Here is a 25191-nt window from a genome sequence, read left to right on the forward strand (position 1 = left end):
ATCAGGACCACGCTTATCCTTGTCGTAAATGCAACGACGGAAGCACCGAAATGGATATTTCACCCAATCTCAAGCTGCCCTTCATCCTGCCCAGCCAGGCGCAAAAGCATGTGACCCACAATGAGGCACTTTTGGCGCTCGATGCGCTGGTGCAGCTTTCCGTCAAAGATCGCGATCTGGCCGCGCCGCCGGCAGCAGCTGACGGCGATCGCTATATCGTGGCGACAGGCGCGAGCGGCGCATGGACCGGGCAATCAAACAGGATCGCAGGGTTCCAGGATGGTGTGTGGACTTTCTATCCGCCCCTGCGCGGCTGGCTGGCTTTTGTGGCGGATGAGAATGTGCTGCTGGTCTGGGACGGCACGGCCTGGACCAACACGCTGGCCGAAACAGCACTTGCCACCATCACGAGGCTTGGCGTTAATTCCGGTGCCGACACCACCAACCGTCTGACCGTGTCGAGCCAGGCGGTCCTCTTCAATCATGCCGGCGCTGGCATGCAGCTAAAACTCAACAAGGCCTCCGCCGGCCAGACGGCGAGCCTGCTCTACCAGTCCAACTGGTCGGGTCGTGCCGAGATGGGGCTTGCAGGCGACGACCATTTCCGCATCAAGGTGAGTGCGGATGGCTCAAGCTGGAATGAGGCGTTCCGCGCCGATGCGGCGACGGGCGATGGCATCATCGGCGAGCTGCGCCCCTCACGCGATACCATCGCCAACACGCTGCCGGATAGCGGCCGCTTCAACGGCAATGCCAACAACGCAGTCTATTCCGGCATCGCCTACACCGCGCCGACCTATTTCACCGTGACCGCCGGCTCTTCCATCGCCAGCCACGCAAAATTCATCAACGACAATACCGATTTCGGCGGCGCTGCCGGCGCGCTGGACGCCGAGGTGAAGGCGCTGGTCCAGAAGATCCGCGCCACCACCACCGGCCGCCGTTACGGCCCCGAATGGTTCGTGATGCGAGCCCAAAATACCGCCGGCGCGCTGACCGAACAGCGCACGCATCTGGCCACCAATTACGGCCTGCCCTTCACCAACGCACTGGCCGCCATGCCGGCGCGGTTCACCTATTCGTATTATGTGAAGGTGAAGACAGGTTCGGCTTTGCTTGCCGTCGATCAGGTGCTCCGCGCCTCCATCGATGGCGCACCCGTCACTTCCGGTTCAGGCGCAACGCCGGTCGTGCTGACCAATGGCGATGGCTGGAAACACATCAACCTCGAGGCGGCTCGTGCTGATATCGGCTATAATCACCGGATGGCGCAGCTTCTGACGACCGTGTCCGGCGAGGTATGGATTACCATGCCCAAGCTGGTGTTCGGCCACGTCAATCTCGATCCCAATCTGGGTGTGCTGATCAACACGCGGTTGTTTGGCTAGGCGGATGCCGAAGCGCTGCGCGAAATCGATTTGCGTCAATCGCTGAGTTCGCGCAATCCCGCTTCTGTCGGGGCAAAGCTTATTGGGCAACAGCACCTTGAGGAGGAGGGGCAGGGCGTGAGATTGTCGCCCTCTACCCTGGCCGTGGCGGTGCACCACTAGTGCGCAGGCGTGGCTGTCGGCAAAGGCGCTCAAAATATGCTTGCGAAACTGACCCATCTCGACCGGCTGGAGGCGGAAGCCATCCACATCATGCGCGAGGTGGCCGCCACCTTCGCCAAGCCGGTGATGCTCTATTCAGTAGGAAAAGATTCCTCGGTGCTTCTCCATCTGGCGATGAAGGCTTTTTATCCGGCAAAACCGCCTTTTCCCTTTCTCCATGTCGACACCACCTGGAAGTTCCGCGAGATGATCGCCTTTCGCGATCAGATGGCAAAACGTTACGGTTTTGATCTTCTCGTCCATATCAACCAGGACGGCGTGCGCGACGGCATCAACCCGTTCACCCACGGCTCCAACACGCATACCCATGTGATGAAGACGGTGGGGCTGCGCCAGGCGCTCGACCAGTACGGTTTTGACGCAGCTTTTGGCGGAGCGCGCCGCGATGAGGAAAAATCCCGCGCCAAGGAGCGCATCTTTTCCTTCCGTAACACCAGCCATGGCTGGGACCCGAAGAACCAGCGCCCGGAAATGTGGAAGATCTACAACACCCGCGTCGCCAAGGGTGAATCTATCCGGGTCTTCCCGCTGTCGAACTGGACCGAACTGGATATCTGGCAATACATCATGCAGGAAGATATCCCTATCGTACCGCTCTACTTCGCCAAGGAGCGCCCGGTGGTCGAGCGCGACGGCATGCTGATCATGGTCGATGACGACCGCATGAAGCTCAATCCCGGCGAAGCGGTCGAAAACCGGCTGGTGCGTTTTCGCACGCTGGGCTGTTATCCGCTGACCGGCGCAATTGAGTCTGATGCGCAAGACCTGCCGGGTGTCGTCAGTGAGATGCTGACGGCGCGCACCTCCGAGCGCCAGGGCCGCCTGATCGACCGCGACGAGGCCGGATCGATGGAAAAAAAGAAGCGCGAAGGGTATTTTTGACCATGCACCAGGCGCTTGCTTTGAAAGACAGTACCGAGGCCACCGGAATCAGCGACTACCTCGCTGCCCAGGAGAAAAAATCGCTGCTGCGCTTTCTCACCTGCGGCTCGGTTGATGACGGCAAGTCGACGCTGATCGGCCGGCTTCTCTATGACACCAAGCTGATCTTCGACGACCAACTGGCGGCATTGGAGAAGGATTCGCTCAAGCACGGCACCGATGGCGAAAACATCGATTTCGCGCTGCTGGTCGATGGGCTGGAGGCCGAGCGTGAGCAGGGCATCACCATCGATGTCGCCTATCGGTTCTTTGCCACGCCGCAGCGCAAATTCATCGTCGCCGACACGCCCGGCCACGAGCAATACACGCGCAACATGGCAACCGGCGCTTCGACAGCGGATCTGGCCATCGTGCTGGTCGATGCACGCCAGGGCATTTTGCGCCAGACGCGCCGGCATTCGATCATCGCCTCGCTTCTGGGCATCCGCCACATCGCGCTGGCGGTGAACAAGTTCGACCTTGTCGGCCATGACCGCGCAGTGTTTGAGACGATCACGGCAGAATATCGCGCCTTTGCTGCCGATCTGGGTTTTGAGACCATCGAGCCGATACCCATGTCGGCCCGCTTTGGCGACAATGTCACCACCCGCTCAGTGCATACGCCCTGGTATCAGGGCCCGACGCTGCTGGAGCATCTGGAGACCGTCTCGGTTGAGCCCGCTTCGGCCAAAAAGCCGTTCCGCTTTCCGGTACAGTACGTGAACCGGCCGAACCTCGATTTCCGCGGCTTTGCCGGCACCGTAGCTTCTGGCGTCGTGACCAGAGGCGATACCGTGGTGGTTGCGAAATCCGGTAAATCCTCCACGGTCTCCCGCATCGTCGCCTCCGGTGGCGATCTTGAGAGCGCGGTCGAAGGTCAGGCGGTGACGCTGGTGCTGGACGACGAAGTGGAAGTGTCGCGCGGCAACATGCTGGTGGCACCCGAGGCTCGCCCGCATGTGACCGACCGTTTCGCGGCCAAACTCGTCTGGTTCGACGAGGCGGAACTGATGCCGGGCCGTTCCTATATTCTGCGCACCGAGACCGACCAGACCAGCGCCACGGTAACGGCGCTGCAGCACCGGCTGAATGTAAACGATTTTTCACAGGAAACGGCAAAAACGCTGGCCATGAACGAGGTCGGCGTGGTTGAGCTGGCACTGCTGGCGCCGATTGCCTTCGACGTTTTTGCCGATAACCGCACCACCGGTGCCTTCGTGCTGATCGACCGCATGACCAACGCGACGGTGGGTGCCGGGATGATCGTCAATCCGCTCAAGCGCGGCGACAACATTCACTGGCAGTCGCTCGACGTAGACGCCAAGGCGCGCGCGCTGGCCAAGCAGCAGACGCCGAAAGTCCTGTGGTTCACCGGGCTTTCCGGCTCTGGCAAATCGACCATCGCCAATCTTTTGGAGCGCAAGCTCCATGCCAGTGGCCAGCACACCTATCTGCTTGATGGCGACAATGTACGCCACGGGCTGAATCGCGATCTGGGTTTTTCGGATGCCGACCGGGTGGAAAATATTCGCCGCGTTGCGGAAGTGGCAAAGCTGATGGCCGATGCCGGGCTGGTGGTGCTGGTGTCCTTTATCTCGCCCTTCCGCACCGAGCGCCAGATGGCCCGCGACCTGATGGGCGAGGGGTCGTTTGTGGAGGTGTTTGTCGATACGCCGTTCGACGAATGTGCCCGCCGCGACCCCAAGGGCCTCTATGCAAAAGCGCTGTCCGGCGCGATCAGAAACTTTACCGGGCTGGACTCTCCGTATGAAGCGCCGGACACTCCGGAAATTCGCCTCAAAACCCTCGGCAAGACGCCTGAGGAAATGGTAGAGGTTCTGGAAGAATGGCTGCGTGAGCGCGATTATGAAAACCAGCACTACGATAGCGGCGGCGGCATCTGACGACAGCGCCATCCTTGCGCTGTTTGAGGAACTGGCAATCGCGGCAGGCAAGGTGGTGCTGGATGTTTTCCATACCGGCTGCGCCGTCGACCACAAACAGGACCTGTCGCCGGTCACCGCTGCGGACCGCGACAGTGAAGTGATCATCCTCGCTGGTCTGCGCCAGCATTTGCCACATATTCCCTGCGTGGCCGAAGAGGAAAGTGCTGCGGGCATTTGCCCGACCGACATTGGCGATACCTTTATTCTCATTGACCCGCTCGACGGGACGAAGGAATTCGTCAACCGCAATTCTGATTTCACCGTCAACATCGCGCTGGTGCGCAATGGCGTGCCGGTGGTGGGCGCGGTGTTCGCGCCGATAAGCGGGAAGCTCTATCTTGGCCGGCCCGGTCTGGCCGAACTGGTGATGCTGGATGACGGGTTTGCGGTGGTCTCGCGTCGGCGCATTGCGGCGCGCAAGGGCTTTGAGCCGCTCACCATTGTGGCCAGCCGCTCACACCGCACACCAGAGACGGACGACTTTATCCTGGGCCACAAGAACGCCGAGATTGTCTCTGTCGGCTCCTCGCTGAAATTCTGCCTGATCGCGGCGGCCGAAGCTGATCTCTATCCGCGGTTTGGCCCGACCATGGAGTGGGACACGGCAGCCGGCGACGCCGTGCTGCGCGCTGCCGGCGGCTCCACGCAAACGGTCGATGGAAAGCCGCTGACCTACGGCAAGCGCGGTCACGCCGGGGAAAAGGATTTCGCCAACCCGGCGTTCATTTCACGCGGGCTTGTCGTGGAAGCGGTGACGGGCTGAATCGCACGGCGGTGTTCCTCGCCCCACGAAAGTGGGGAGAGGTGGCCCGCGAAGCGGGTCGGAGATGGGAAAGACCTAAAAATTACGGTGCATTGACCGGAGAGAAGCAACCCCCTCTCCGCCTCGCAGCGCTCCGCACCTCTCCCCCGCGTTGCGGGGGCGAGGAACCAGCGCGCGGTTATTCAGCCGCCTGGGCGGCCTGGCTTTGTAGAAAGCCGCGTATCGTGTCGATGATCCGGTCCTGATCGCTGGTGCTGAGATAGGGGTGCATAGGCAGGCACAGAATGTGCTTGGGCAGGGTTTCCGACACAGCCAGACCGGTCGGCGTGCGCGGGAAATCGCGGTAGGCGACCTGCGCGTGGAGCGGTTTTACGTAATAGATGACGGACGGGATTTCCTTTGACCGCAGATGCGCCATCAGCGCATCGCGGTGAGTGGTTTCGATGGCGTACTGAGCCCAGGCCGAACGGCTGCCCTCGGCAACGACCGGCACCTTGGCAATATCGCCAAGGCCTTCATTGTAGCGTTGCGCAACAGCCTGGCGGGCCACCATCTCGTCTTCGAGGATAGACAGCTTTTCGATCAGGATCGCCGCCTGAATGGTGTCGAGGCGTGAGTTGAGGCCGACATGGACATTGTCGTATTGCGTCTCGCCCTTGCCGTGAAAGGCAAACGAACGAAGGCGTTCGGCAAGGTCGCCATCATTGGTGAACATCGCGCCGCCATCGCCATAGCAACCGAGCGGCTTGGCCGGGTAGAACGATGTGCCGGCGACATCGCCGAACGCACCGCACATTTTTGTGCCGGCTGAGCCCCCCATCGACTGGGCCGCATCCGAGATGACCATCATTCCTTCGCGCTTCGCTATCGCGTCGATGGCGCCGTAATCGGCGGCAAGCCCGAACAGATCGACCGGAATGATGGCGCGCGGATTGAGCCGGCCTTCCCTCTTCACCATCTCAATCGCCGCCTCGAGGCTGGCGATGTCGATATTGTAGGTGTCGGCATCCACGTCGACGAACACCGGCTCGGCCTTGGCCAGCGCCACCACTTCGGCTGTCGCGGCAAAGGTGAAGCTTGGCACGAACACCGCATCGCCCGGACCGATGCCAGCGGCATAGAGCGGCAGCAGCAGCGCATCGGTGCCATTGGCGCAGGCGACCACATGCTTGACACCGGCATAGGCGGCGAGCTTCTGCTCGAACTCAGTCACTTCGGGCCCCAAAATATATTTGCCGCCTTCAACAACGCGGTTGATGGCCGTGGTCAGCCGGTCGCCAAGGCGGGCGCGCTGGGAGGCAAGATCGATAAACTGCATGCAAAAATCCTGAAAACTCGTTTGCCTCGCATACCAGACCGAATGCGGTGTCGAAAGCATTGACGCAAACGACGACCATTCGCACCGTTTCTCGCCTGTTACCGACGCGCTGAGGGCTATCTTGGAAAAACAGCGCAAATGCGCCGCTCACAGGCATTTATATGGCTTGAGCGCGGAGAGCCTGAGGTCGTAGCGAAACATAAAGTGATCCGGCTCAAGGGCGTTGCCGGCCAGCTACCGCAAATCGTCGCGCCATGGTGGGTTGGCGCCGGCCCGCGACACGGTCACGGCGGCGGCCCTGACGCCGAGCGCAAGCGCATCGCGAAGAACCGTTTCCGAAACGCTGGCGAGGGACGGCTTGTCCAGCACGCCGTTTTGCTGGAGCGAGGCAAGCACGCCGGCATTGAACGTGTCGCCCGCCCCAACCGTGTCTACCACGGTCACCGGAACGGCATCGACGGTCACGCAATGGTGCTGTGTATAAGCCGTCGCACCCCGGTTGCCATTGGTCATGAAGATGAGCTTTGGACCGTTTTCCAGCCAGCGCGCAATCACATCGGCATGGCTTCCGGGCTCGGCGAACCACGACAGGTCCTCGTCTGAAATCTTGACGATATCCGACATCGCCACCATGCGCCGCATCCGGTCGAGATGCTTCTGCTTGTCACGGATAAAGCCGGGGCGAATGTTGGGGTCGAGCATGGTCACGCGGGTTTGGTGCTCGCGTTTCATCAGCGTCTCGAAGGCTGAGCCACAGGGTTCTGGAATGAGGCTGATCGCGCCGAAAAGAAGCGCTTGCACGTCAGGCGCAAGGCTGGGCAGGTCGCCAAGATCAAGCATGCGCCCGGCTGTGTTCTCGTCATAGAATGCGTAGCTGGCATGGCCATTGGTCAGCCGCACGAAGGCGAGCGTCGTTGGCCGGTCTGAAATCGCGGCATATTCCCCGCTGACATTGCTAGCCGCCATGGCCTCGATCAGCTGCTGGCCAAACAGGTCGGACGAGATACCGGAGAAAAAGCCGGTTGGAACACCAAGCCGTCCGAGCGCAATGGCCGTGTTGAACAGGGCGCCGCCGGGATAGGGCGCGAATGCCGGCTCACCGCCGGTGCTCTCCCGCGGCAACATATCAATCAGCGCTTCACCACAACACAGGATCATTTTCTATCTTTCGAAAGAGGATGAACTGACGGGTCGCGTCATCCGCCAGACACGGTATTGGCGCCAATCAGGAAGCGCTCGGAAAGCGGCAGGCTGGCCGCACCGAGCGCGCGCGCGTGAATGCCAACGGTGCCTTCGCGCACTTCCGGCACGCCAAGCCCCTCGACATCGATCGCGCTGATGGCAAGCGCGGTAGCCGCGACCAGACGATTGCGCACGGTCGCCGGCATCCAGCCATCAATGATGGCGGCTTCGAAGTCGATGACGGAAGAGGCGGCGATGATCCCATAAGCCAGTGCGCTGGATGCTGCATCGATCCAGCGGTCGAGCGCCGCGCCAAGCACCCCCCAGTCCTCGGGAGACGTCCACAGATGCGAGGCATCCCTGCCTTCTGCGATCAGCGCCTGTTCGAGTATGGCGATGGACGCAATATCGATGAGTTGCGTGGGACGCCCGTCGGGTCCGGGAACTGGCATCGAGCCCAGCGCGCCGGCATTTCCCGACGAGCCGGCGTAGAGGCCGCCATTCAAAACAATGCCGCCGCCGGCAAAAGCGCCGATGTAGAAATAAATGAAATTTCGAAGCCCCCGCGTTTGCCCGAACACCAGCTCCGCACCGCAGGCCGAGGTGGCATCGTTTTGCAGATAGACCGGAAAGCTGCACTGCGCCTGTATCTCGAAGCGGATATCGCGGTGGCGCCATTCGTCCATCACCGGGCGCGGCGCGCCGGCGGTGTCGGACCAGTTCCACAGCTCGAACGGAATGGCGATGCCAAGCCCGGCAATTCTCCTGTCCTGCTCAGGCGTCAGCTGCGCGCGGATACGTTTGAGCCCTTTGGAAACGAAATCGACCGTGTCGTAAGGGGTGGGATAGCGGTAAGACATCTGCTCCGAGTGGCGCACGGTGCCCAGAAAATCGATCAGCACCAGATCGGCGCTGCGCCGCCCGATCTTCAGGCCGAGAAAATATGCGCCATCAGGATTGAGCGCCATCGGGATGGAGGGTTGGCCGATCTTGCCGCGCACCGGCTCCTGCCGGACAAACAGCCCTTCGGTTTCAAGCTCGCGCATGATGACCGAGACGGTCTGGGCCGACAGCCCGGTCAGCCGCGCAATATCGGTTTTGGCCAGGCTGCCATGATCGCGCACCAGTGACAGCACCACGCGCTCATTGGCATCGCGCATGCCGCTCTGGTTGGTACCGCGATGAAACCGGCTTTCGCCCGGTTCGGCGGCGCGTGCTGGATAACCGGTTTCCACCGGGCGCCTCCGTTCGCTGTTTGCCCGCCGGACAATGCGGTGAGGGTGGGGCAGTGTCAATAATAAATAAGAGTGAGTTATTAATTGACAGCCTCCTCTGTTTGATGTTTCGTGCGCTTGGAGGCCGCAGCCGAAAGGCAGCGTTCTGCCAGCTTTTCCGGTGCCTGGCACCACGCGTTTCTGTTGGGAGGAATATAGAATGAACATGTTTTTGAAGTCGTCTGTCTTCGGAGCGGCCACCGCCGCTTTGCTGGCATTGGCTGCACCCGCTTCGGCAGCCGAGGTCGGCGCATGCCTGATCACCAAGACGGATACGAATCCGTTTTTCGTCAAGATGAAAGAAGGCGCCACCGCCAAGGCGGCTGAAATTGGCGTCGCCCTCAAGACCTTCGCCGGAAAGATCGATGGCGACAGCGAAAGCCAGGTCGCGGCAATCGAAACCTGCATCGCCGATGGCGCCAAGGGCATCCTGATCACCGCCTCGGATACCAAGGGCATCGTTCCCGCCGTTCAAAAAGCGCGCGACGCTGGTATCCTGGTCATCGCGCTCGACACACCGCTTGAGCCGGCTGACGCTGCCGACGCGACCTTTGCCACCGACAACCTGCTGGCTGGCGAACTGATCGGCAAATGGGCCGCAGCAACCCTGGGCGACGCTGCCAAGGATGCCAAGATTGCCTTCCTCGACCTGACGCCATCACAGCCCACCGTCGACGTGCTGCGCGATCAGGGCTTCATGAAGGGCTTTGGCATCGACACCAAGGACATCACCAAGATCGGCGATGAAGACGATGCGCGCATCGTGGGCCACGATGTCACCAACGGCAACGAGGAAGGCGGCCGCAAGGCCATGGAAAACCTTCTGCAGAAAGACCCCGGCATCAATGTCGTTCACACCATCAACGAACCGGCAGCCGCTGGTGCGTATGAGGCGTTGAAGGCGGTCGGCATGGAAAAGAACGTGCTGATTGTCTCGGTCGATGGCGGTTGCCCGGGCGTCAAGAACGTCGAGGCCGGCGTGATCGGCGCTACCTCGCAGCAATACCCGCTGTTGATGGCATCGCTCGGCATCGAGGCGATCAAGACATTCGCCGAAACCGGTGAAAAGCCAAAGCCGACCGAAGGCAAGGCGTTTTACGACACCGGCGTGGCACTGGTGACGGGCAAGCCTGTCGCCGGCGTGGACTCGATCGACATCAAGGCCGGCATGGATAAGTGCTGGGGTTGATTTGACGCTCTGACGGCGTGACACTTGGCAGTGGAGGGCGGTCTCCGGACCGCCCTCTCTGCGACCGGCATGGGGAGGATTGAGATGATGGAACCGACGGCGCAAGACCGGCGACCGCAGGAGTTTGAAAAGGCGCTCTCGGCCAGCGCCACCGAAGTCGCAACTTTTGACAGCCACAAGATTTCGACGCTTGAACGGGTGCAGCACTTTCTGCACTCCAACCCTGCGGCCGTGCCCCTGATTGTGCTTCTCGCGTCGCTCCTTTTCTTCGCCTTTCTGGTCGGTGGAAAGTTCTTTTCGGCATTTTCGCTGACACTGATCCTTCAGCAGGTCGCGATCGTCGGCATCGTCGGTGCTGCCCAGACCCTGGTGATCATGACGGCCGGCATCGACCTTTCTGTCGGTGCCATCATGGTGCTTTCCTCGGTGGTGATGGGACAGTTTACCTTCCGCTACGGGCTGCCGCCTTCGGTCGCGATCCTCTTTGGATTTGGCGTTGGTGCGCTGTGCGGCTGGGTCAACGGTGCGCTGGTCGCTTATATGAAGCTGCCGCCCTTCATCGTCACGCTCGGCATGTGGCAGATCGTGCTGGCAACCAATTTTCTCTATTCGTCCAATGAAACCATCCGCGCGCAGGATATCGAGCAAAGCGCGCCCATCCTGCAGTTTTTCGGCAACAATTTCCGCGTCGGCAATGCGGTGTTCACCTATGGCGTGATCGCCCTGATCCTGCTGGTGCTGCTCCTCTGGTACGTGCTCAATCACACGGCCTGGGGCCGCCACGTCTATGCCATCGGTGACGACCCCGAGGCGGCAAAGCTTTCCGGTGTGCGCGTCGAACGCACGCTGGTCTCGGTCTACGTTCTGGCAGGTGTCATCTGCGCGCTGGCGGGCTGGGCGCTGATCGGCCGCATCGGATCTGTGTCGCCCACCGCTGGCCAGTTTGCCAACATTGAATCCATCACCGCAGTGGTGATCGGCGGCATCTCGCTGTTCGGCGGCCGGGGATCGATCCTCGGAATGCTGTTTGGCGCGTTGATCGTCGGTGTCTTCCAGTTGGGCCTGCGCCTTGCCGGCACCGACCCGCAATGGACATATCTGCTGATAGGCCTTTTGATCATCATCGCCGTGGCCGTCGACCAATGGATCAGAAAGGTTGCAGGATGAAGCCGCTGGAACCCATCCTCACCGCCCGCGGGCTGGTAAAACGCTATGGCCGCGTGACGGCGCTCGACCACGCCGACTTCGACCTCTATCCGGGCGAGATACTTGCGGTCATCGGCGATAATGGCGCCGGCAAATCGACCCTCATCAAGGCGATCTCCGGCGCAGTCCATCCCGACGAAGGCGAAATCCGCCTGGAGGGCAAAGCGGTGAATTTCAGGTCGCCGATGGAAGCCCGCGATGCCGGCATCGAAACCGTCTACCAGAACCTTGCTCTGTCGCCGGCTCTGTCGATTGCCGACAACATGTTTCTCGGCCGCGAATTGCGCCGTCCCGGCGTCATGGGGCAGTGGCTGCGTATGCTCGACAGGCCGGAGATGGAACGGCAGGCACGCGCAAAACTGACCGAACTCGGCCTCATGACAATTCAAAACATTGGCCAGGCCGTTGAAACCCTATCCGGTGGCCAGCGCCAGGGCGTGGCGGTGGCGCGCGCAGCCGCGTTCGGCTCCAAAGTCATTATCATGGATGAGCCGACGGCGGCCCTTGGCGTCAAGGAATCCCGCCGCGTGCTGGAATTGATCCTCGACGTGAAAAAGCGCGGCCTGCCGATTGTGCTGATCTCCCACAACATGCCGCACGTGTTCGAGGTTGCTGACCGCATTCATATCCACCGGCTTGGCCGGCGGCTGGCGGTGATCGATCCGAAGCAGCACTCGATGTCGGATGCCGTGGCTTACATGACCGGCGCCAAAGAGCCACCGGTGGAGGCGGTTGCAGCGTAACGGTCGCCGGAGCGGGTCGGACCGTTCGCCGCAGCGCCCGGCGAAATAAGGGCCAGCAGAAGCGCTGGCCCTTTAAGTGGGGAGCGATGTGCCCCACGATTTTCCATATCGCCTAACGGTTGAGAGCAAGGCATAGCTCCACGAGGCCGCGATCATAGCCGGTCGGGTTTGCCATTACATCCAAACACCGCTTCTTCATCAGGGAGACCTTGCCGCTCTGGGTCGCACTCAGATTTGCATAACCCGTCTGGCTCTTGCTGCCGGCTGTTCCGGTCTGAGCGCTGGTGCCGGGCTTTCCATTGATGCCTGTGCCCGGAGTGCCTCCCTTGGTCCCGCCACCAATACCGACATCAACGTCAATGTTCGCTAGGCTGTTGCCGCCGACTGTGGCGCCTGCACTGGCTTTGAGGGGCCGCCCGTTCCGCCAACAGAGGCTGTGGTTTGTGTGTCGGCGATGCTGTTCCCGTCAAGCACCGACGTGCGGCTGGTCGCATTGATGCCCTTGGAACCGCCCACTGAGGCGTCAACGCCGAGACTGGCTGCGCCCTTGGACGTGCCGATGCCAGCGCCGACATCGGCCTTGACGCTCCCGATGCCAACGCTCGCGCCGATGGGACCATTGCTGCTTTTGTCCACGCTGATGCCGCCAAGAGCGCCACCCAAGCCGCCGAGATCCTCGGAGTAGGCAGGGACGCCCAGCGCAAGGATGAGAGCGCCGCTGGCTAAAAGGGAAGTAATTCTCTTTGCAAAGTTCTCCATGATTTTCTCCTCGGTAATAGAACGTCGAAGGAATTTTCGATGCAGAACACAATGTAGGGGACATATTGTCGCAGTCACTCAATGCTCGGTAATATAATATCCAAACGGTAAGAACTAAAGTTAAAATTTAACTCAATTATTAGTAACAAACCGCTGTTGCATATAGAATTCGGCACGTCAGAGCGCTTCCAATATGCTTTCAAAGCCGCGCTGCTGCGATTTTTGGCAACCCTGATGAGCGGAAAACCGTTGCAGGGTGAGGCAATGCGTGCGGATGTCATTTGGGAAAAGCCCGCCGCGCGCTATGCTGCCCTTTATCGCCAGCTCATCATCGGAATCCAGCACCTCATGATCAACATCGTCGCGACCAAGCCTTTTGACGACCAGAAGCCGGGAACCTCGGGCCTGCGCAAGAAAGTGCCGGTGTTCCAGCAGCCGAACTATGCGGAAAACTTTATCCAGTCGATCTTTGACAGTCTGGAAGGCTTTGAAGGCAAGGATCTGGTGATCGGCGGCGACGGCCGCTATTTCAACCGTGAGGTCATCCAGATTGCGGTCCGCATGGCGGCAGCCAACGGGTTTGGCAGCGTTATCATCGGGCAGGGCGGCATTCTGTCGACGCCGGCTGCCTCGCACATCATCCGCAAATACAAGGCGTTTGGAGGGATCATTCTCTCGGCCAGCCATAATCCCGGCGGCCCGAAGGAAGATTTCGGCATCAAATACAATATTGGCAATGGCGGCCCGGCACCTGAAAACGTCACAGACGCCATCTATGCCCGCACCAAAACCATCGACAGCTACAGGATCGCCGACGCGCCGGAGATCGATATCGACACCATTGGCACCCATGACATTGGCGCGATGAAAGTCCGGGTGATCGATTCAGTTGCTGACTATGCGCAGATGATGGAAACGCTTTTCGATTTCGACGCGATCCGCACCCTGTTCAAGGGCGGATTTCGAATGGCCTTCGATGCCATGCATGCGGTCACCGGTCCCTACGCGAAGGAGATTTTGGAAAACCGCCTTGGCGCACCGGAAGGCACCGCGCGCAATTTCGTGCCGCTGCCAGATTTCGGCGGCCATCATCCAGATCCCAATCTGGTGTACGCCAAACAGCTCTATGACGATTTGATGGGCGAGAATGCCCCTGATTTTGGCGCGGCATCGGATGGCGATGGCGACCGAAACCTGATCATCGGGCGCGGCATCTTTGTCACGCCTTCGGATTCGCTGGCCCTTCTCGCCGCCAACGCGCATCTGGCCCCCGCCTACAAAGACGGACTGAAAGGCATCGCCCGCTCCATGCCAACCAGCTGCGCCGCCGACAGGGTTGCCGAAAAACTTGGCGTCGGACTATATGAAACGCCGACCGGCTGGAAATTTTTCGGCAACCTGCTCGATGCGGGTCTGGTCACCATATGCGGGGAAGAAAGCGCCGGCACCGGATCTGACCATATTCGCGAGAAGGACGGTCTCTGGGCCGTGCTTTTGTGGCTGAACATCCTGGCTGTGCGCAAACAGAGCGTGGCCGAGATCGTCACCGGACATTGGTCAGAGTACGGCCGCAACTACTATGCGCGCCATGATTATGAGGCGGTGGAAACCGACCGTGCCAATACGCTCATCAAAGAGCTGCGCGATAAACTGCCAACGCTGGTGGGGCACGGCATCAACGGCCTGACGGTGGTTTCAGCGGATGACTTTGCCTATCACGATCCGGTTGATGGCTCGGTCAGCGAGCATCAGGGCGTGCGCATCCTGTTTGAAGGCGGTTCGCGCGTGGTGTTTCGGCTGTCCGGTACCGGCACGTCGGGGGCGACGCTGCGCGTCTATATTGAACGCTACGAAGCGGCCGACGGCGATCACACCATGGAAACCCAGGCCGCTCTATCAGGGCTGATTGCCGCTGCCGAGGCCGTCGCGGGGATCAGGAAGCATACCGGGCGCGACAAACCGAGTGTCGTGACCTGACAAATCGACGGTAGCGCACGCCGCCGAATACTTTTCCCCAGCCGAACGGATCGCTTGGCAAGGGCAGTGCGCTGCCGAAACACGGGGCGACAGACAGCGCTTACGTTTGGCGGTGACCGCGCCTCCGATCACCCTTCCGCGCAAGAGGAAGGGCGAGGCCGCAATTTTGCTAATGCAAGCAGAGATTGCATCCTTCAGGATGCTTGCGAAGGTTTGCCTACACAATTCGTGCATCATCGACCGTACTGACGCCTGCTGACACAACTTTCTTTCGTTCTGCCTTGGCAAGCAAAGGGCGATACTATTGCCGGTTGTGCAGCCCTTCGCGTTTCCATCGGCATCGGATCGCCCGGCTGTCATCGATGCGCGCACCCATGAGTGGCATCCAGCAGCGCCACAATCGAACCAATTCGACGCCGGCGTGCCGTTGCGTCATATGCGAAGATGAGCAGCCAAATGTCGCTATTGCGACGGAATCTGTGTTGCTTTGGCAAAAACTGTGATGATAATCGCGCCTGCGCCGGTCAGGGGCCGGCCAAAAAAATGGGAGTGTGTCACATGCATAAATTTCTCAGGACGACCATGCTCGCCACGAGCCTGATCGTGGCCGGCGGGGCTTATATGACGCCAGCTTTTGCGGAGGTCGTCTACAACCGCGGTAATTCTGCCGATCCGGAATCGCTTGATCCGCACAAGACCTCGACGGTTTACGAGGCGCATATTCTACGCGATCTGTTCCAGGGCCTGGTGATGCAGGACCAGAACGCCGAGCTGATTCCCGGTGCCGCCGAAAGCTGGACGGTTTCCGATGACGGGCTCGTCTACACGTTCAAGCTGCGGGCCGATGGCGTCTGGTCAGACGGCTCACCGGTAACGGCAGAAGACTTCGTCTACTCCTTCCGCCGCCTCCAGGACCCGACCACGGCTGCTGAATATGCCTCAATGCTCTACGTCATCAAGAATGCCGAAGAGGCGAACACCAAGGGCGGCAAGCTGGACGACATGGGCGTCAAGGCCATCGACGCGACCACGCTTGAGATTACGCTGAAGGCGCCGACTCCTTATTTTCTCGAATTGCTCACCCACCAGTCTGCCTACCCGGTCAACAAGGCTGCCATTGATAAAATGGGCGCTGACTGGATCAAGGCTGGAAATCTGATTTCGAACGGCGCTTATACGCTCGCTGAATTCATTCCCAACGACCACATCAAGGTGGTCAAGAACCCGAAGTTCTTTGACGCAGACAGCGTCAAGATCGATGTCGTCAACTTCGTCCCGACCGAGGACCGCTCGACCGCCATCAAGCGCTTTGAAGCCGGTGAGCTTGATTCCAACGACGATATTCCCACCGAGCAGATGGCCGATCTAAAGTCCAAATTTGGCGACCAGCTGCGCATCGGTGCCTATCTCGGCACCTATTACTACGCCATCAGGACCGACAAGGAACCATGGACCAATGTGGAGCTGCGCAATGCCGTTTCCATGGCGATTGACCGTGACTTCCTGGCCGAAAAAGTCTGGCAGAACTCGATGATCCCAGGCTATTCGATGGTGCCTCCTGGCATCGATGGCTACACGTCAGAAGCAGCGACTTTCGCTGACATGTCGCAGATCGATCGTGAGGACAAGGCCAAGGAAGTGCTGGCCAAGCTTGGCTATGGTCCCGACAAGCCGTTGAAGATGGAAATCCGCTACAACACCTCGGAAAACCATAAGAACACCGCCGTTGCCATCCAGGAACAGCTGAAGCCGCTGGGCATCGAAGTGTCGCTTCTCAACACCGACACCAAGACCCATTACAGCCATCTGGAGCAGAAGGGTGATTTCGACGTCGCCCGCGTTGGCTGGATCGCCGACTACAAGGACCCCGAGACCTTCCTCGGCATCTCCGTCAAGGCAAGCGGCAACAACTACTCCAACTTCAACAACCCTGCCTATGAGGAAGCCATGACCAAGGCTGCCGCTGCCGGCGGCAATCCGGAAGAGCGTATGAAGCTTCTTTCACAGGCCGAGCGCATTCTGATCGACGAAGTCGGCCAGATCCCGCTGCTGCACTACAGCTATAAGAACCTCGTTTCCCCCAAGCTGAAAGGCTTTGAGGAAAACGTCATGGATGTGCATCCTTCGCGCTTCATGAGCAAGGAATAGCCCTCGGCTGACCGCCGCTCCGTGACAGCGGAGCGGCGGCTTCCATCCAGTTCCCGGAAGGCAATTTCATGTTTGTGTATGTGCTGCGGCGGTTGCTGACCGCCATTCCAACGCTGTTTGTGATCGTCACACTGGCGTTTTTCCTGATGCGTATCGCACCCGGCGGGCCGTTCAATCAGGAGCGTGGGCTGAGCCCGGAAATCAAGGCCAATCTCGAAGCCCAGTTCGGACTTGGCGATCCGCTCTGGCTGCAATACTGGAACTATCTGACCAACCTTTTGCACGGCAACTTCGGCCCGAGCTATGTGTTGCCGGACTTCACCGTCGGCGAACTGTTTGCCAAAGGCCTGCCAATCTCGGTGCAGTTGGGCGCCTCGGCGCTGGTTTTGGCGCTTGTGATCGGCGGCACACTCGGCATTATCGCCGCACTGAACCAGAACAAGGGCGCCGACTATGCGGTGATCGCCACCGCGACAGCCGGCAGCACCATCCCGACTTTCGTCATTGCGCCCGTGATCCAGCTGCTGTTCGGCCTGACCTGGAGCCTGTTGCCCATAGGCGGCTGGGGCAATGGAGCGCTGCTCAACAAGATCGGTCCGATCCTGACACTGGCGCTGCCGCAGATGGCCATCGTGGCGCGTCTGATGCGCGGCTCGATGATTGAATCGCTGCATTCGCACCATATCCGCACCGCCCGTGCCATGGGTCTTTCCGATTGGTCGGTGGTGATAAAGCACGCGCTGCGTGGCGCGGTGCTGCCGATCATCTCCTATGCCGGCCCCGCCGCGGCAGCACTGCTGACCGGGTCGGTGATCGTCGAAACGATCTTTTCCATCCCCGGTATCGGCCGCTATTTCGTCGAGGCCGCCCTCAACCGCGACTATACCCTGGTGATGGGCACCGTGGTGGTAATCGCCATCTTCACCATCATCTTCAACCTGATTGTCGACATCTTGTATGCGGTGGTCGATCCGAGGGTTCGCTATGACTGATCTGGCCATCGACGACTTCAAGCCCGCCACCACGGTTGGGCGCTCGCTCTGGGGCGATGCCTGGGCACGGCTGAAGGCCAACAAGGCGGCCATGTTCAGCCTGTTCTATCTATGTTTCATCACCATCCTGTGCGTGGTGGGGCCTTATTTCGTGCCGCATCTCTACACCACCATCTATGCCGACTATGTACGCCAGGCACCGAGCACCGCGCCCTATCCCCAGGCCGACATGATCGAGACCGCGCTCAACGACGCGGTCAAGCGGATGCGCGTCGACATCAAGGAATGGCATCAGGAGGGCGACGACATTTTCGTGACGCTGTCCTCGGAAAAGAAAATCGACGAGCGCAATATCCGCTATCTCGACCGCTCCAACGCCTTTGACGGCGCCAAGGTCGACAGCACTTCCGCCGATGGTCTGGAGATGACGCTGAGCACGCGGATCAAGCCGAAATACTTCCTGTTCGGCACCGACAATGTCGGTCGCGATCTCTTGTCACGCACGCTGATGGCCGGACGCATCTCGCTAGCGATCGGACTTCTGGCCGGTTTCGTGGCAGTTTCCATCGGCGTTGTTTACGGTGCCACCGCGGGCTTTATCGGCGGCAAGACCGACGAGATCATGATGCGCATCGTCGACGTTCTCTATTCGCTGCCGTTCATCTTCTTCGTCATCATGCTGGTGGTGTTTTTTGGCAGGAATTTTGTCCTCATGTTCATTGCCGTCGGCGCGGTGCTGTGGCTCGATATGGCCCGCATCGTGCGCGGCCAGGCCCTGTCGATCCGCCGGCAGGAATATGTCCAGGCCGCCGAAGCCATGGGGGTTTCAACCCGCGGCATTGTGCGCCGACACGTCATCCCCAATCTGCTCGGACCGGTGGTGATCTACATGACACTTCTGGTGCCGCAGGTGATCCTTCTGGAAAGCTTCCTGTCCTTCCTGGGACTGGGCGTGCAGGAGCCGATGACGAGTTGGGGCGTGTTGATTTCGGACGGCGCCAAGAACATCGGCACGGCCAACTGGCTGCTGCTTTTCCCTGCTTTCTTCCTCGTCTCGACGCTGTTTGCACTGAACTTTATCGGCGATGGGCTGCGTGACGCGCTCGACCCCAAGGACCGCTAGCATGACGAAAGAAAACCCCATCCTTTCGGTCAAGGATCTCTATGTGCGCTTTCGCACGCTGGATGGCGCTGTCGAGGCGGTGAAGGGTATCAACCTTCACGTCAACGCCGGCGAGACAGTGGCGATTGTCGGCGAATCCGGCTCGGGCAAAAGCCAGACCATGATGGCGGCGATGCGGCTTCTGGCCGGCAATGGCGAGGCCACCGGCAGCGTCGATTATCGCGGCAAAAATCTTCTGGCGATGCGCAAATCCGAGATCAACCAGGTGCGCGGCAAAAAGATCACCATGATCTTCCAGGAGCCGATGACCTCGCTCGACCCGCTCTACACCATCGGCAACCAGCTGATTGAGCCGATCCAGCGTCACCAGAAACTCGGCGCGGCAGCCGCCCACAAGGAGGCGCTGAGGCTGCTTGAACTGGTGCAGATACCCGAGCCCGAGCGGCGGATGAAATCCTATCCCTACGAGATGTCAGGCGGCCAGCGCCAACGCGTGATGATTGCCATGGCGCTTGCCAATGATCCCGACATTCTGATTGCCGACGAGCCAACAACGGCGCTCGACGTCACCATACAAGCACAGATTCTGGCGCTGCTGGCGGAGTTGCAGGCCAAGCTCGGCATGGCGATTGTCTTCATCACCCATGATCTGGGCATCGTGCGCCGCTTCGCCGACCGCGTCTATGTGATGCGCAAGGGCGAGGTGGTGGAAGAAGGCACCACCGAAAAGGTGTTTGAGCACCCGGCGCATGAGTATACGAAAATGCTGCTTCTGGCCGAGCCAACCGGCACCAAGGCGCCGGTGCCAGCGAGTGCGCCCATTCTGCTGCAGGGAAAAGATGTCGAGGTGACCTTCCGGATCGGCGGTGGTTTCCTGGCCGGCCCGCCCATGCTGCTGAAGGCTGTCGACAAGATAAGCATCACGCTGAGGAAGGGCCAGACGATCGGCATCGTCGGCGAATCCGGCTCCGGCAAGTCGACCCTTGGCCGCGCGCTGCTCAGGCTTTTGTCGAGCAAGGGAAATATCCGCTTCGGAGAACAGACCATTTCGGAAACCGACAGGGGAGACATGCACAAGCTGCGGCGCGAACTGCAGCTGGTGTTCCAGGACCCGTTCGGCTCGCTGTCGCCACGCATGACTGTGGGACAGATTGTTACCGAGGGTCTTCTGGTTCACGAAACACAACTCTCCCGCCAGGAGCGCGACCGCCGTGCCTGCGCGGCGCTGGAGGAGGTGGGTCTCGACCCCGCCACCCGCAACCGCTATCCGCATGAATTCTCAGGCGGCCAGCGGCAGCGCATCGCTATCGCCCGCGCCATGATCTTGAAGCCCAAAGTGGTGGTGCTGGACGAGCCGACCTCGGCGCTCGACCGCTCGGTACAAAAGCAGATCGTGGAATTGCTGCGCCAGCTGCAAAAAGATCACGACCTCTCCTACCTGTTCATCAGCCACGACCTCGCCGTGGTGCGCGCCATGGCCGACTATCTGATCGTCATGAAGCAGGGCAAGATCGTCGAAGAGGGCCTGACCGAAGACGTCTTCGACAACCCGCAAATGGAATACACACAGACGCTGATGGCAGCGGCTCTGGACCCGACACGGTTCAGGCTGAGCGCTTGAGCGGGGTGCTCCATTTAAAATCGAGCATGGTGAGCGTCGAGTGGAGTGCGTGCCGACTGGTCGGAGTGGCAGGATTTGAACCTGCGACCCCGTCGTCCCGAACGACAACGGCCCGCAGGAAATTCAATGAAATCAACAGGTCTGATCTCGATTGACCGCTGTTTGTTCAACTCATGTTCCGCTTATCGGTGCGCAATCGGTGCGCACGAACGTTTTGTTCTCTTCAATAGGCGTCAGCAGCTGCCTGTTGAAAGTTTGGATCGTTGTGCAGGTAGGTTCGCTCATACTCATCGACCGTCAACCCAAGAGACGCAGCTGCCTCGCCTGCAGGCACTCCCGCTTGCGCCAACCATGTCCCACGAGTGTGACGCAATATGTGGGGCGTGACATCACCCGACAGCCCGGCCGCAGCGACGGCGCTGCGGAACGCTTTGTTCAATTTTGTGATCGGCTGGCCGTGGTAGTGCACAATATGGCGGATGCCGTTGGTGTAGCGATCCCATCCATCAATCCGGCGCCAACGTCGTAAATGGCCGAGCAGCTTCCGGGCAATCTTGACCGGCGGCTTCCGCTTGTTGTGAGCCACACGTTCGCCATCGGCGCGCCGAAAGATCACCCCGCTGTCGAGGTCTGCCCACCCACCTGTGGTGGTGCGTATCCACTGAAGGTCCAAAATAGCTCCTGGGCGGGTGCCGGTGTAGAGACCGATCAAGATCAGCCGGACCAAGTGCGCCCGCTTCGGGTCTTTCTGTTTGTGCCACGATGGCCGCCCATCGGTCATTACCTTGACCGAACCACGCGCTGCGCGCAAAAGCGCTGCAGCTTCCGTCCGCGTGAGGAACCTATCCCTCGGCAGTCCCTTCGGCGGAAGAGTGACTCGCGGAACGGAGTCGAGCTCGTAGTTCTCATGGTAGTAGTGCAGGGCAGCGCTCAGGTAAACGAGGTCTCGCCTGGCGCCGGCATCGGTGCCGCGCTGCCGGGCAAACTTTCGGCATAGCGGGCCTTTGATGTCTTTGACCGACCGATCGCCAAAGAATTCATTCAACCGGATGACTGTTTGTTTAACCCTCTTCGGGTCTGCTGATTGATCAGCCTTTTCCTCGAGATAGACGCTCAAGACGTCAGCGACGAAGACCTCAGCTGCAAGACCGCCCCGTTGGGGCTCGTGCTTTTCGGCGATATATTCAGCGAGTTTTTGTCCGGCCTCTGCAGCTTGATCCGCAAAGCATCCTGTGCGGACATGCTTTGTTCCGTCCTTGATGACCCACCGCGGGCGGACGTTGCCCCGACTGTCGGTTTCGGTTCGAAGCCAGAGGCGGGGGGGCTTTTTTGAACGCGGCATTTTTGCTTCATCGCCGAAATCCCCCGCTTTGTCACGAAGTCTTTTCGCGCGATCTGAATGATCTCAAGGTTCCCCTTCGCGCATTCCGTTCGTAGGGCTGTAGGTTTGATGGCCCCATGGAAAAACAATCGGCAGGCGACCTCAAGACGGATTGGTTCATCCTCGCCGATATCATCCGCTGTGATTGGGAAACTCTTCATCAGTCGTAACCTTCCATCCAAAGGCGGTATTTTGCGTACATTGTCTCCCAAGCCTCGGCCGCGTCCCCGTCGTGATCCAGGTCGGCTCGGCTTGTGATGCTGCAGCGACGGCATAGCTCGGCAGCGGCTTCTTCCTTGCTCCCCACATCGAGGTACTTCTGAAACGCGCCTTCCCCGCATAGGATGGCAGCACGGCGGGCTATAGGCCCGCCCTTGGGCTTCTCCGGCTCTGCTGGCGTCCCTGGTTCCTCCTGGGGGTCCTCGCGCACTTTATCGGAGTCTGAGGAGTTCACGTCCTCACCTTGGCAGTTAACTCCCAAGGGTGAGGAGTCGACCAGTTCCGCGCCCGGGCCGATTATGTCGATGACGAGCTGTCCGTACTCGAACCGGATTTCGCGATGCATGCAGTCCTCGACATGGCCGAATGCCTTAACAACCTCGTCGGTCGAATAGACATGGCGATGAATCACTGTGGCAATCATTTCCCTGCTCCTGCCTCGATTACGTCAGCCGGCAGAACGACAGGCCAGCCGCAATTTGTGCCGCCGATATGCTTCCATTGGTGGGCGCGCTTGACACTCATTGGCGGGCCGGACCTGCATAGGTGACACCTTCCAACGAGTGCAGCGGTGCCTCAAAGATCATAGTCTCGCCATCGAATACGCGCACGCGTTCCATGTTGCAGTGCAGGCCTGGAAGATCTGCGGTCACGGTAATGGAGGTGACTTTGCCTCCTATTGCATATTCACCGAGTATCCTGCGAACGTAGGGCGACCCTACGTGATAGTGGATACCTTCATCACCGCAGTCGCCACGCGGGATACCCGAAATGGACTCGGCGTGCCTGATATCGTCAACCAATCTTGCCTCCTGAAAACAAAAAATCAGCTGCCTTCACAAGGCTGCCCGGCAGCGTTTGGATAAACCCGAGCCGGGAAACTTTTGCGAGGTAGACGCCGAGCGTGCTTGCGCTTCGCGAAAGACCCATAAGATCGGCCAGATCACCACGGCTGATCGGCTCCGGGTGAACACCGATCACCAAGTCGAACACACGGGCTGGCTGAGGCTCAAGCAGCGCCCGCGCGCTGGTGTGCACGTCCAATGAGGCGGGGATAACGGACTGGGCAACGCCGGCGTCAGTGAGGCGAATGTGGCCGGGTGTGGACACTTCGAGTAAGCCGCGCTCGACTAATTTGGAAACGTAGACGCCAAATGTCGATGCTGTTGGGCTTAGGCCAGCCGTGATGGCCGCTCGGTTCCGCGCAACCTCATCAAATCCAATCGAACGCCACCATGCGACAGAGTCCAGCGCCTTTTGTAGGGACGGAGGCAAGTCGGCTGCAGGAACGGTGCGAGGAAAATTTGCAACAGGTTCGAGCCCTGCCACGACCACTGGTTTCTTTTCTGCTGAAAATGGAGCGGGAGTATTCGGTGCACGGATAGTTATAGGAACAGCGATATCGGATGGCTTCCCCCCGCCATTGGAACGGATATCCTCGGCTACGGCGCTGACGCGATCGGCAAACATCTTGGTGAGCGCGTTCCGGGCGGCAAAATACCCATCTTTGTATCCATTGTCATAGGCCCGCTTCTCGGCCGCATCGATGTCGACATTCGCTGTCGCACGCGCGCTCTTTGCTCCCTCATTTTTGGACGAAGAAATTATCATGGCCTCTCGCAAGGCTTTGACGTCGACGGCCGCCAATGCTGGTGCTGTTAGTACCTCACCGATCTGCGGGGTCCGGCTGCTGTCAAACGTGCGGATTGGGGGGAACATCACGCGCTCCAGGACGTCGTCAGCAGGTGACCAAACCCATCCCTCACCACGCTGCAGCGTGGGCAGGCTTGTCATCACAGCGCGGGCCTGGTCTGCGTCCGCGTTGCCCTTCACCCATTCGTTGACCGCTTTCCGGTCTTGGGGGCTGGTCAGCTTCAACGCGATAAGAGTTCCGATCTGCGAAAGGACGTTTTTGTGGATGACGGCCGGGCGTTGGGAGATCATCAGGGGCCGAAACCCTTTGATGCGGCCTCGGCGAACAATTTTGTCAAACGCCCCGAAAAGCCTTTGTTCTCCATCAGCAAGGTTCTGAGCTGCAACCTCGTCGGCTTCGTCGACGATCAAGTGCAGCGCTGCCTTGTTCTTGGCATAGAGATTTTCCAGAAATGGCGTCAGGAAGCGGTTTTTCTCGCCACCTGTCATTTCCGACGTGTCTATAATCGCTTGAACATCACGCTCGGCCAGCGCCAGCGCCAGCGCCTTACCGGCTTCGGCCGTAGGTTCTAGCCGAACGTCGGCATGATACCCACCAAAAATCAGAACCGGAAAGCCCCCGCTCGGCGATCCATCAGCGCCAGCCCGCAGCCCGTACCAAGCGCCAGTCGGATCGATGATTATAACTCGCCGCCCGAGAGAGAGCAGATGCTCAACGGCCCCCTTTGCAGCGAAAGACTTGCCGGCACCGGTTGTCCCGACAATCGCAGCGGGCCGGTCCAGAAACATCGCCAGGCGCGCAGCGTCCTGTAAAACAGTCATGGCTTGATTGTCGATCACGGCCGGGCTCCGCTGAGGGCGGCGCTCGCAACCTCGCTCATATAAGTGGCGCGGGCTGCGATCTCAGCAGCCTTCTTCGAATCTCGTCTGCCGGATAAGGACAGTCGGTCGACAAGGTTTGCAGCCTCGTCGTCGGTCGCAACCTTCACAACCTCACAGTCTGAAATCTTGGCTTGGCATTCCGGCCAACCGCACGGCGCCATAAAGCCGCTGATCGGGTCCGCCCATGCGACAACCCAGGTTTCTTCGGATGGCTTGTGGTAGACGTGATCACCTGTGCGCATCACCCTTCCTCCCCTGTACGAGTGAGGAAAAGCCCTCGTAGC

Annotated in this window: 21 protein-coding genes; 12 read left to right on the forward strand and 9 right to left on the reverse strand. The window is 59.9% G+C overall.

Annotated features, from left to right (window positions below):
* Window positions 1-50: 50 nt before the first annotated feature.
* The 4 genes from GA830_RS10130 to cysQ all read left to right on the forward strand — a co-directional run bounded on the left by GA830_RS10130 (window position 51) and on the right by cysQ (window position 5240).
* Window positions 51-1388: a DUF2793 domain-containing protein gene (locus GA830_RS10130; RefSeq protein ID WP_195161754.1), complete on the forward strand. Its 1338-nt coding sequence runs from the start codon at window positions 51-53 to the stop codon at window positions 1386-1388.
* A 198-nt stretch (window positions 1389-1586) separates the two neighbouring features.
* Window positions 1587-2492, forward strand: coding sequence for a sulfate adenylyltransferase subunit CysD (gene cysD, locus GA830_RS10135; RefSeq protein WP_195161755.1), 906 nt, complete (start codon window positions 1587-1589; stop codon window positions 2490-2492).
* A gap of 2 nt (window positions 2493-2494) precedes the next feature.
* A complete protein-coding gene (gene cysN / locus GA830_RS10140) occupies window positions 2495-4435 on the forward strand; it encodes a sulfate adenylyltransferase subunit CysN (protein WP_195161756.1) in 1941 nt (646 codons plus the stop codon).
* Window positions 4398-5240, forward strand: coding sequence for a 3'(2'),5'-bisphosphate nucleotidase CysQ (gene cysQ / locus GA830_RS10145; RefSeq protein WP_195161757.1), 843 nt, complete (start codon window positions 4398-4400; stop codon window positions 5238-5240). Before cysN ends, cysQ begins: the two co-directional genes overlap by 38 nt.
* 178 nt (window positions 5241-5418) lie before the next feature.
* Here the strand turns inward: cysQ and GA830_RS10150 are convergent, their stop codons facing one another.
* From GA830_RS10150 to GA830_RS10160, 3 genes are all read right to left on the reverse strand, one after another.
* Window positions 5419-6558 (reverse strand): DegT/DnrJ/EryC1/StrS family aminotransferase, encoded by a 1140-nt coding sequence (locus tag GA830_RS10150; protein WP_195161758.1) that lies wholly within the window; start codon window positions 6556-6558, stop codon window positions 5419-5421.
* A gap of 234 nt (window positions 6559-6792) precedes the next feature.
* Complete coding sequence (locus GA830_RS10155) at window positions 6793-7716, reverse strand: carbohydrate kinase family protein (RefSeq protein WP_195161759.1); 924 nt, start codon at window positions 7714-7716, stop codon at window positions 6793-6795.
* A gap of 38 nt (window positions 7717-7754) precedes the next feature.
* A complete protein-coding gene (locus tag GA830_RS10160; protein ID WP_195164886.1) occupies window positions 7755-8900 on the reverse strand; it encodes an ROK family transcriptional regulator in 1146 nt (381 codons plus the stop codon).
* A gap of 280 nt (window positions 8901-9180) precedes the next feature.
* Here GA830_RS10160 and GA830_RS10165 point away from each other — a divergent pair, with 280 nt between their 5' ends.
* The 3 genes from GA830_RS10165 to GA830_RS10175 all read left to right on the forward strand — a co-directional run bounded on the left by GA830_RS10165 (window position 9181) and on the right by GA830_RS10175 (window position 12152).
* Entirely contained in the window at window positions 9181-10203 is a 1023-nt protein-coding gene (locus GA830_RS10165) for a sugar ABC transporter substrate-binding protein (RefSeq protein WP_195164887.1), read from the forward strand.
* An 84-nt stretch (window positions 10204-10287) separates the two neighbouring features.
* Window positions 10288-11370 carry an ABC transporter permease gene (locus tag GA830_RS10170; protein ID WP_195161760.1) on the forward strand — a complete coding sequence of 361 codons (1083 nt, stop codon included), beginning with the start codon at window positions 10288-10290 and terminating at the stop codon, window positions 11368-11370.
* Complete coding sequence (locus GA830_RS10175; RefSeq protein ID WP_195161761.1) at window positions 11346-12152, forward strand: ATP-binding cassette domain-containing protein; 807 nt, start codon at window positions 11346-11348, stop codon at window positions 12150-12152. The genes GA830_RS10170 and GA830_RS10175 overlap by 25 nt, the downstream gene beginning before the upstream one ends.
* Before the next feature lie 366 nt (window positions 12153-12518).
* Here GA830_RS10175 and GA830_RS10180 read toward each other — a convergent pair whose 3' ends face one another.
* Window positions 12519-12911, reverse strand: a complete 393-nt coding sequence (locus GA830_RS10180; protein ID WP_195161762.1) for a hypothetical protein — start codon at window positions 12909-12911, stop codon at window positions 12519-12521.
* A 348-nt stretch (window positions 12912-13259) separates the two neighbouring features.
* Between GA830_RS10180 and GA830_RS10185 the strand changes: the two genes are divergently transcribed.
* From GA830_RS10185 to GA830_RS10205, 5 genes are all read left to right on the forward strand, one after another.
* A complete protein-coding gene (locus GA830_RS10185) occupies window positions 13260-14888 on the forward strand; it encodes an alpha-D-glucose phosphate-specific phosphoglucomutase (RefSeq protein WP_195164888.1) in 1629 nt (542 codons plus the stop codon).
* Window positions 14889-15446: 558 nt separating this feature from the next.
* On the forward strand, window positions 15447-17036 hold the full coding sequence (locus tag GA830_RS10190; protein ID WP_195161763.1) for a peptide ABC transporter substrate-binding protein: 1590 nt from the start codon (window positions 15447-15449) through the stop codon (window positions 17034-17036).
* Between the two features lie 68 nt (window positions 17037-17104).
* Complete coding sequence (locus GA830_RS10195; RefSeq protein WP_195161764.1) at window positions 17105-18028, forward strand: ABC transporter permease subunit; 924 nt, start codon at window positions 17105-17107, stop codon at window positions 18026-18028.
* The gene (locus GA830_RS10200; protein WP_195161765.1) at window positions 18021-19151 is read left to right on the forward strand and encodes an ABC transporter permease; all 1131 of its coding nucleotides are present in this window, start codon (window positions 18021-18023) and stop codon (window positions 19149-19151) included. The genes GA830_RS10195 and GA830_RS10200 overlap by 8 nt, the downstream gene beginning before the upstream one ends.
* A gap of 1 nt (window position 19152) precedes the next feature.
* Window positions 19153-20772 (forward strand): ABC transporter ATP-binding protein, encoded by a 1620-nt coding sequence (locus GA830_RS10205; protein ID WP_195161766.1) that lies wholly within the window; start codon window positions 19153-19155, stop codon window positions 20770-20772.
* 223 nt (window positions 20773-20995) lie between these two features.
* Here the strand turns inward: GA830_RS10205 and GA830_RS10210 are convergent, their stop codons facing one another.
* The 5 genes from GA830_RS10210 to GA830_RS10230 form a co-directional block, all read right to left on the reverse strand.
* Window positions 20996-22114: a tyrosine-type recombinase/integrase gene (locus GA830_RS10210; protein ID WP_195161767.1), complete on the reverse strand. Its 1119-nt coding sequence runs from the start codon at window positions 22112-22114 to the stop codon at window positions 20996-20998.
* 199 nt (window positions 22115-22313) lie between these two features.
* On the reverse strand, window positions 22314-22796 hold the full coding sequence (locus GA830_RS10215; RefSeq protein ID WP_195161768.1) for a hypothetical protein: 483 nt from the start codon (window positions 22794-22796) through the stop codon (window positions 22314-22316).
* Window positions 22797-22893: 97 nt separating this feature from the next.
* Window positions 22894-23175 (reverse strand): hypothetical protein, encoded by a 282-nt coding sequence (locus GA830_RS10220; RefSeq protein ID WP_195161769.1) that lies wholly within the window; start codon window positions 23173-23175, stop codon window positions 22894-22896.
* Window positions 23168-24865 (reverse strand): helicase HerA domain-containing protein, encoded by a 1698-nt coding sequence (locus GA830_RS10225; RefSeq protein ID WP_195161770.1) that lies wholly within the window; start codon window positions 24863-24865, stop codon window positions 23168-23170. Before GA830_RS10225 ends, GA830_RS10220 begins: the two co-directional genes overlap by 8 nt.
* Window positions 24862-25149, reverse strand: coding sequence for a hypothetical protein (locus GA830_RS10230; protein WP_195161771.1), 288 nt, complete (start codon window positions 25147-25149; stop codon window positions 24862-24864). Before GA830_RS10230 ends, GA830_RS10225 begins: the two co-directional genes overlap by 4 nt.
* Between the last annotated feature and the right edge of the window lie 42 nt (window positions 25150-25191).

Source organism: Mesorhizobium sp. NBSH29 (genome assembly GCF_015500055.1).
In the GTDB taxonomy this organism is placed as follows: Bacteria; Pseudomonadota; Alphaproteobacteria; order Rhizobiales; family Rhizobiaceae; genus Neomesorhizobium.

Bases quoted from the DNA above. Each gene is read 5' to 3' on its own strand.
- GA830_RS10180 (WP_195161762.1), bottom strand. From the start codon at position 12,911: ATGGAGAACTTTGCAAAGAGAATTACTTCCCTTTTAGCCAGCGGCGCT.
- GA830_RS10170 (WP_195161760.1), top strand. From the start codon at position 10,288: ATGATGGAACCGACGGCGCAAGACCGGCGACCGCAGGAGTTTGAAAAG.
- GA830_RS10155 (WP_195161759.1), bottom strand. From the start codon at position 7,716: ATGATCCTGTGTTGTGGTGAAGCGCTGATTGATATGTTGCCGCGGGAG.
- GA830_RS10185 (WP_195164888.1), top strand. From the start codon at position 13,260: ATGATCAACATCGTCGCGACCAAGCCTTTTGACGACCAGAAGCCGGGA.
- GA830_RS10165 (WP_195164887.1), top strand. From the start codon at position 9,181: ATGTTTTTGAAGTCGTCTGTCTTCGGAGCGGCCACCGCCGCTTTGCTG.
- GA830_RS10130 (WP_195161754.1), top strand. From the start codon at position 51: ATGGATATTTCACCCAATCTCAAGCTGCCCTTCATCCTGCCCAGCCAG.
- GA830_RS10175 (WP_195161761.1), top strand. From the start codon at position 11,346: ATGGATCAGAAAGGTTGCAGGATGAAGCCGCTGGAACCCATCCTCACC.
- GA830_RS10210 (WP_195161767.1), bottom strand. From the start codon at position 22,114: ATGCCGCGTTCAAAAAAGCCCCCCCGCCTCTGGCTTCGAACCGAAACC.
- GA830_RS10160 (WP_195164886.1), bottom strand. From the start codon at position 8,900: ATGCGCGATGCCAATGAGCGCGTGGTGCTGTCACTGGTGCGCGATCAT.
- GA830_RS10190 (WP_195161763.1), top strand. From the start codon at position 15,447: ATGCATAAATTTCTCAGGACGACCATGCTCGCCACGAGCCTGATCGTG.
- GA830_RS10230 (WP_195161771.1), bottom strand. From the start codon at position 25,149: ATGCGCACAGGTGATCACGTCTACCACAAGCCATCCGAAGAAACCTGG.
- GA830_RS10215 (WP_195161768.1), bottom strand. From the start codon at position 22,796: ATGATTGCCACAGTGATTCATCGCCATGTCTATTCGACCGACGAGGTT.
- cysQ (WP_195161757.1), top strand. From the start codon at position 4,398: ATGAAAACCAGCACTACGATAGCGGCGGCGGCATCTGACGACAGCGCC.
- cysD (WP_195161755.1), top strand. From the start codon at position 1,587: ATGCTTGCGAAACTGACCCATCTCGACCGGCTGGAGGCGGAAGCCATC.
- GA830_RS10200 (WP_195161765.1), top strand. From the start codon at position 18,021: ATGACTGATCTGGCCATCGACGACTTCAAGCCCGCCACCACGGTTGGG.
- GA830_RS10195 (WP_195161764.1), top strand. From the start codon at position 17,105: ATGTTTGTGTATGTGCTGCGGCGGTTGCTGACCGCCATTCCAACGCTG.
- cysN (WP_195161756.1), top strand. From the start codon at position 2,495: ATGCACCAGGCGCTTGCTTTGAAAGACAGTACCGAGGCCACCGGAATC.
- GA830_RS10205 (WP_195161766.1), top strand. From the start codon at position 19,153: ATGACGAAAGAAAACCCCATCCTTTCGGTCAAGGATCTCTATGTGCGC.
- GA830_RS10150 (WP_195161758.1), bottom strand. From the start codon at position 6,558: ATGCAGTTTATCGATCTTGCCTCCCAGCGCGCCCGCCTTGGCGACCGG.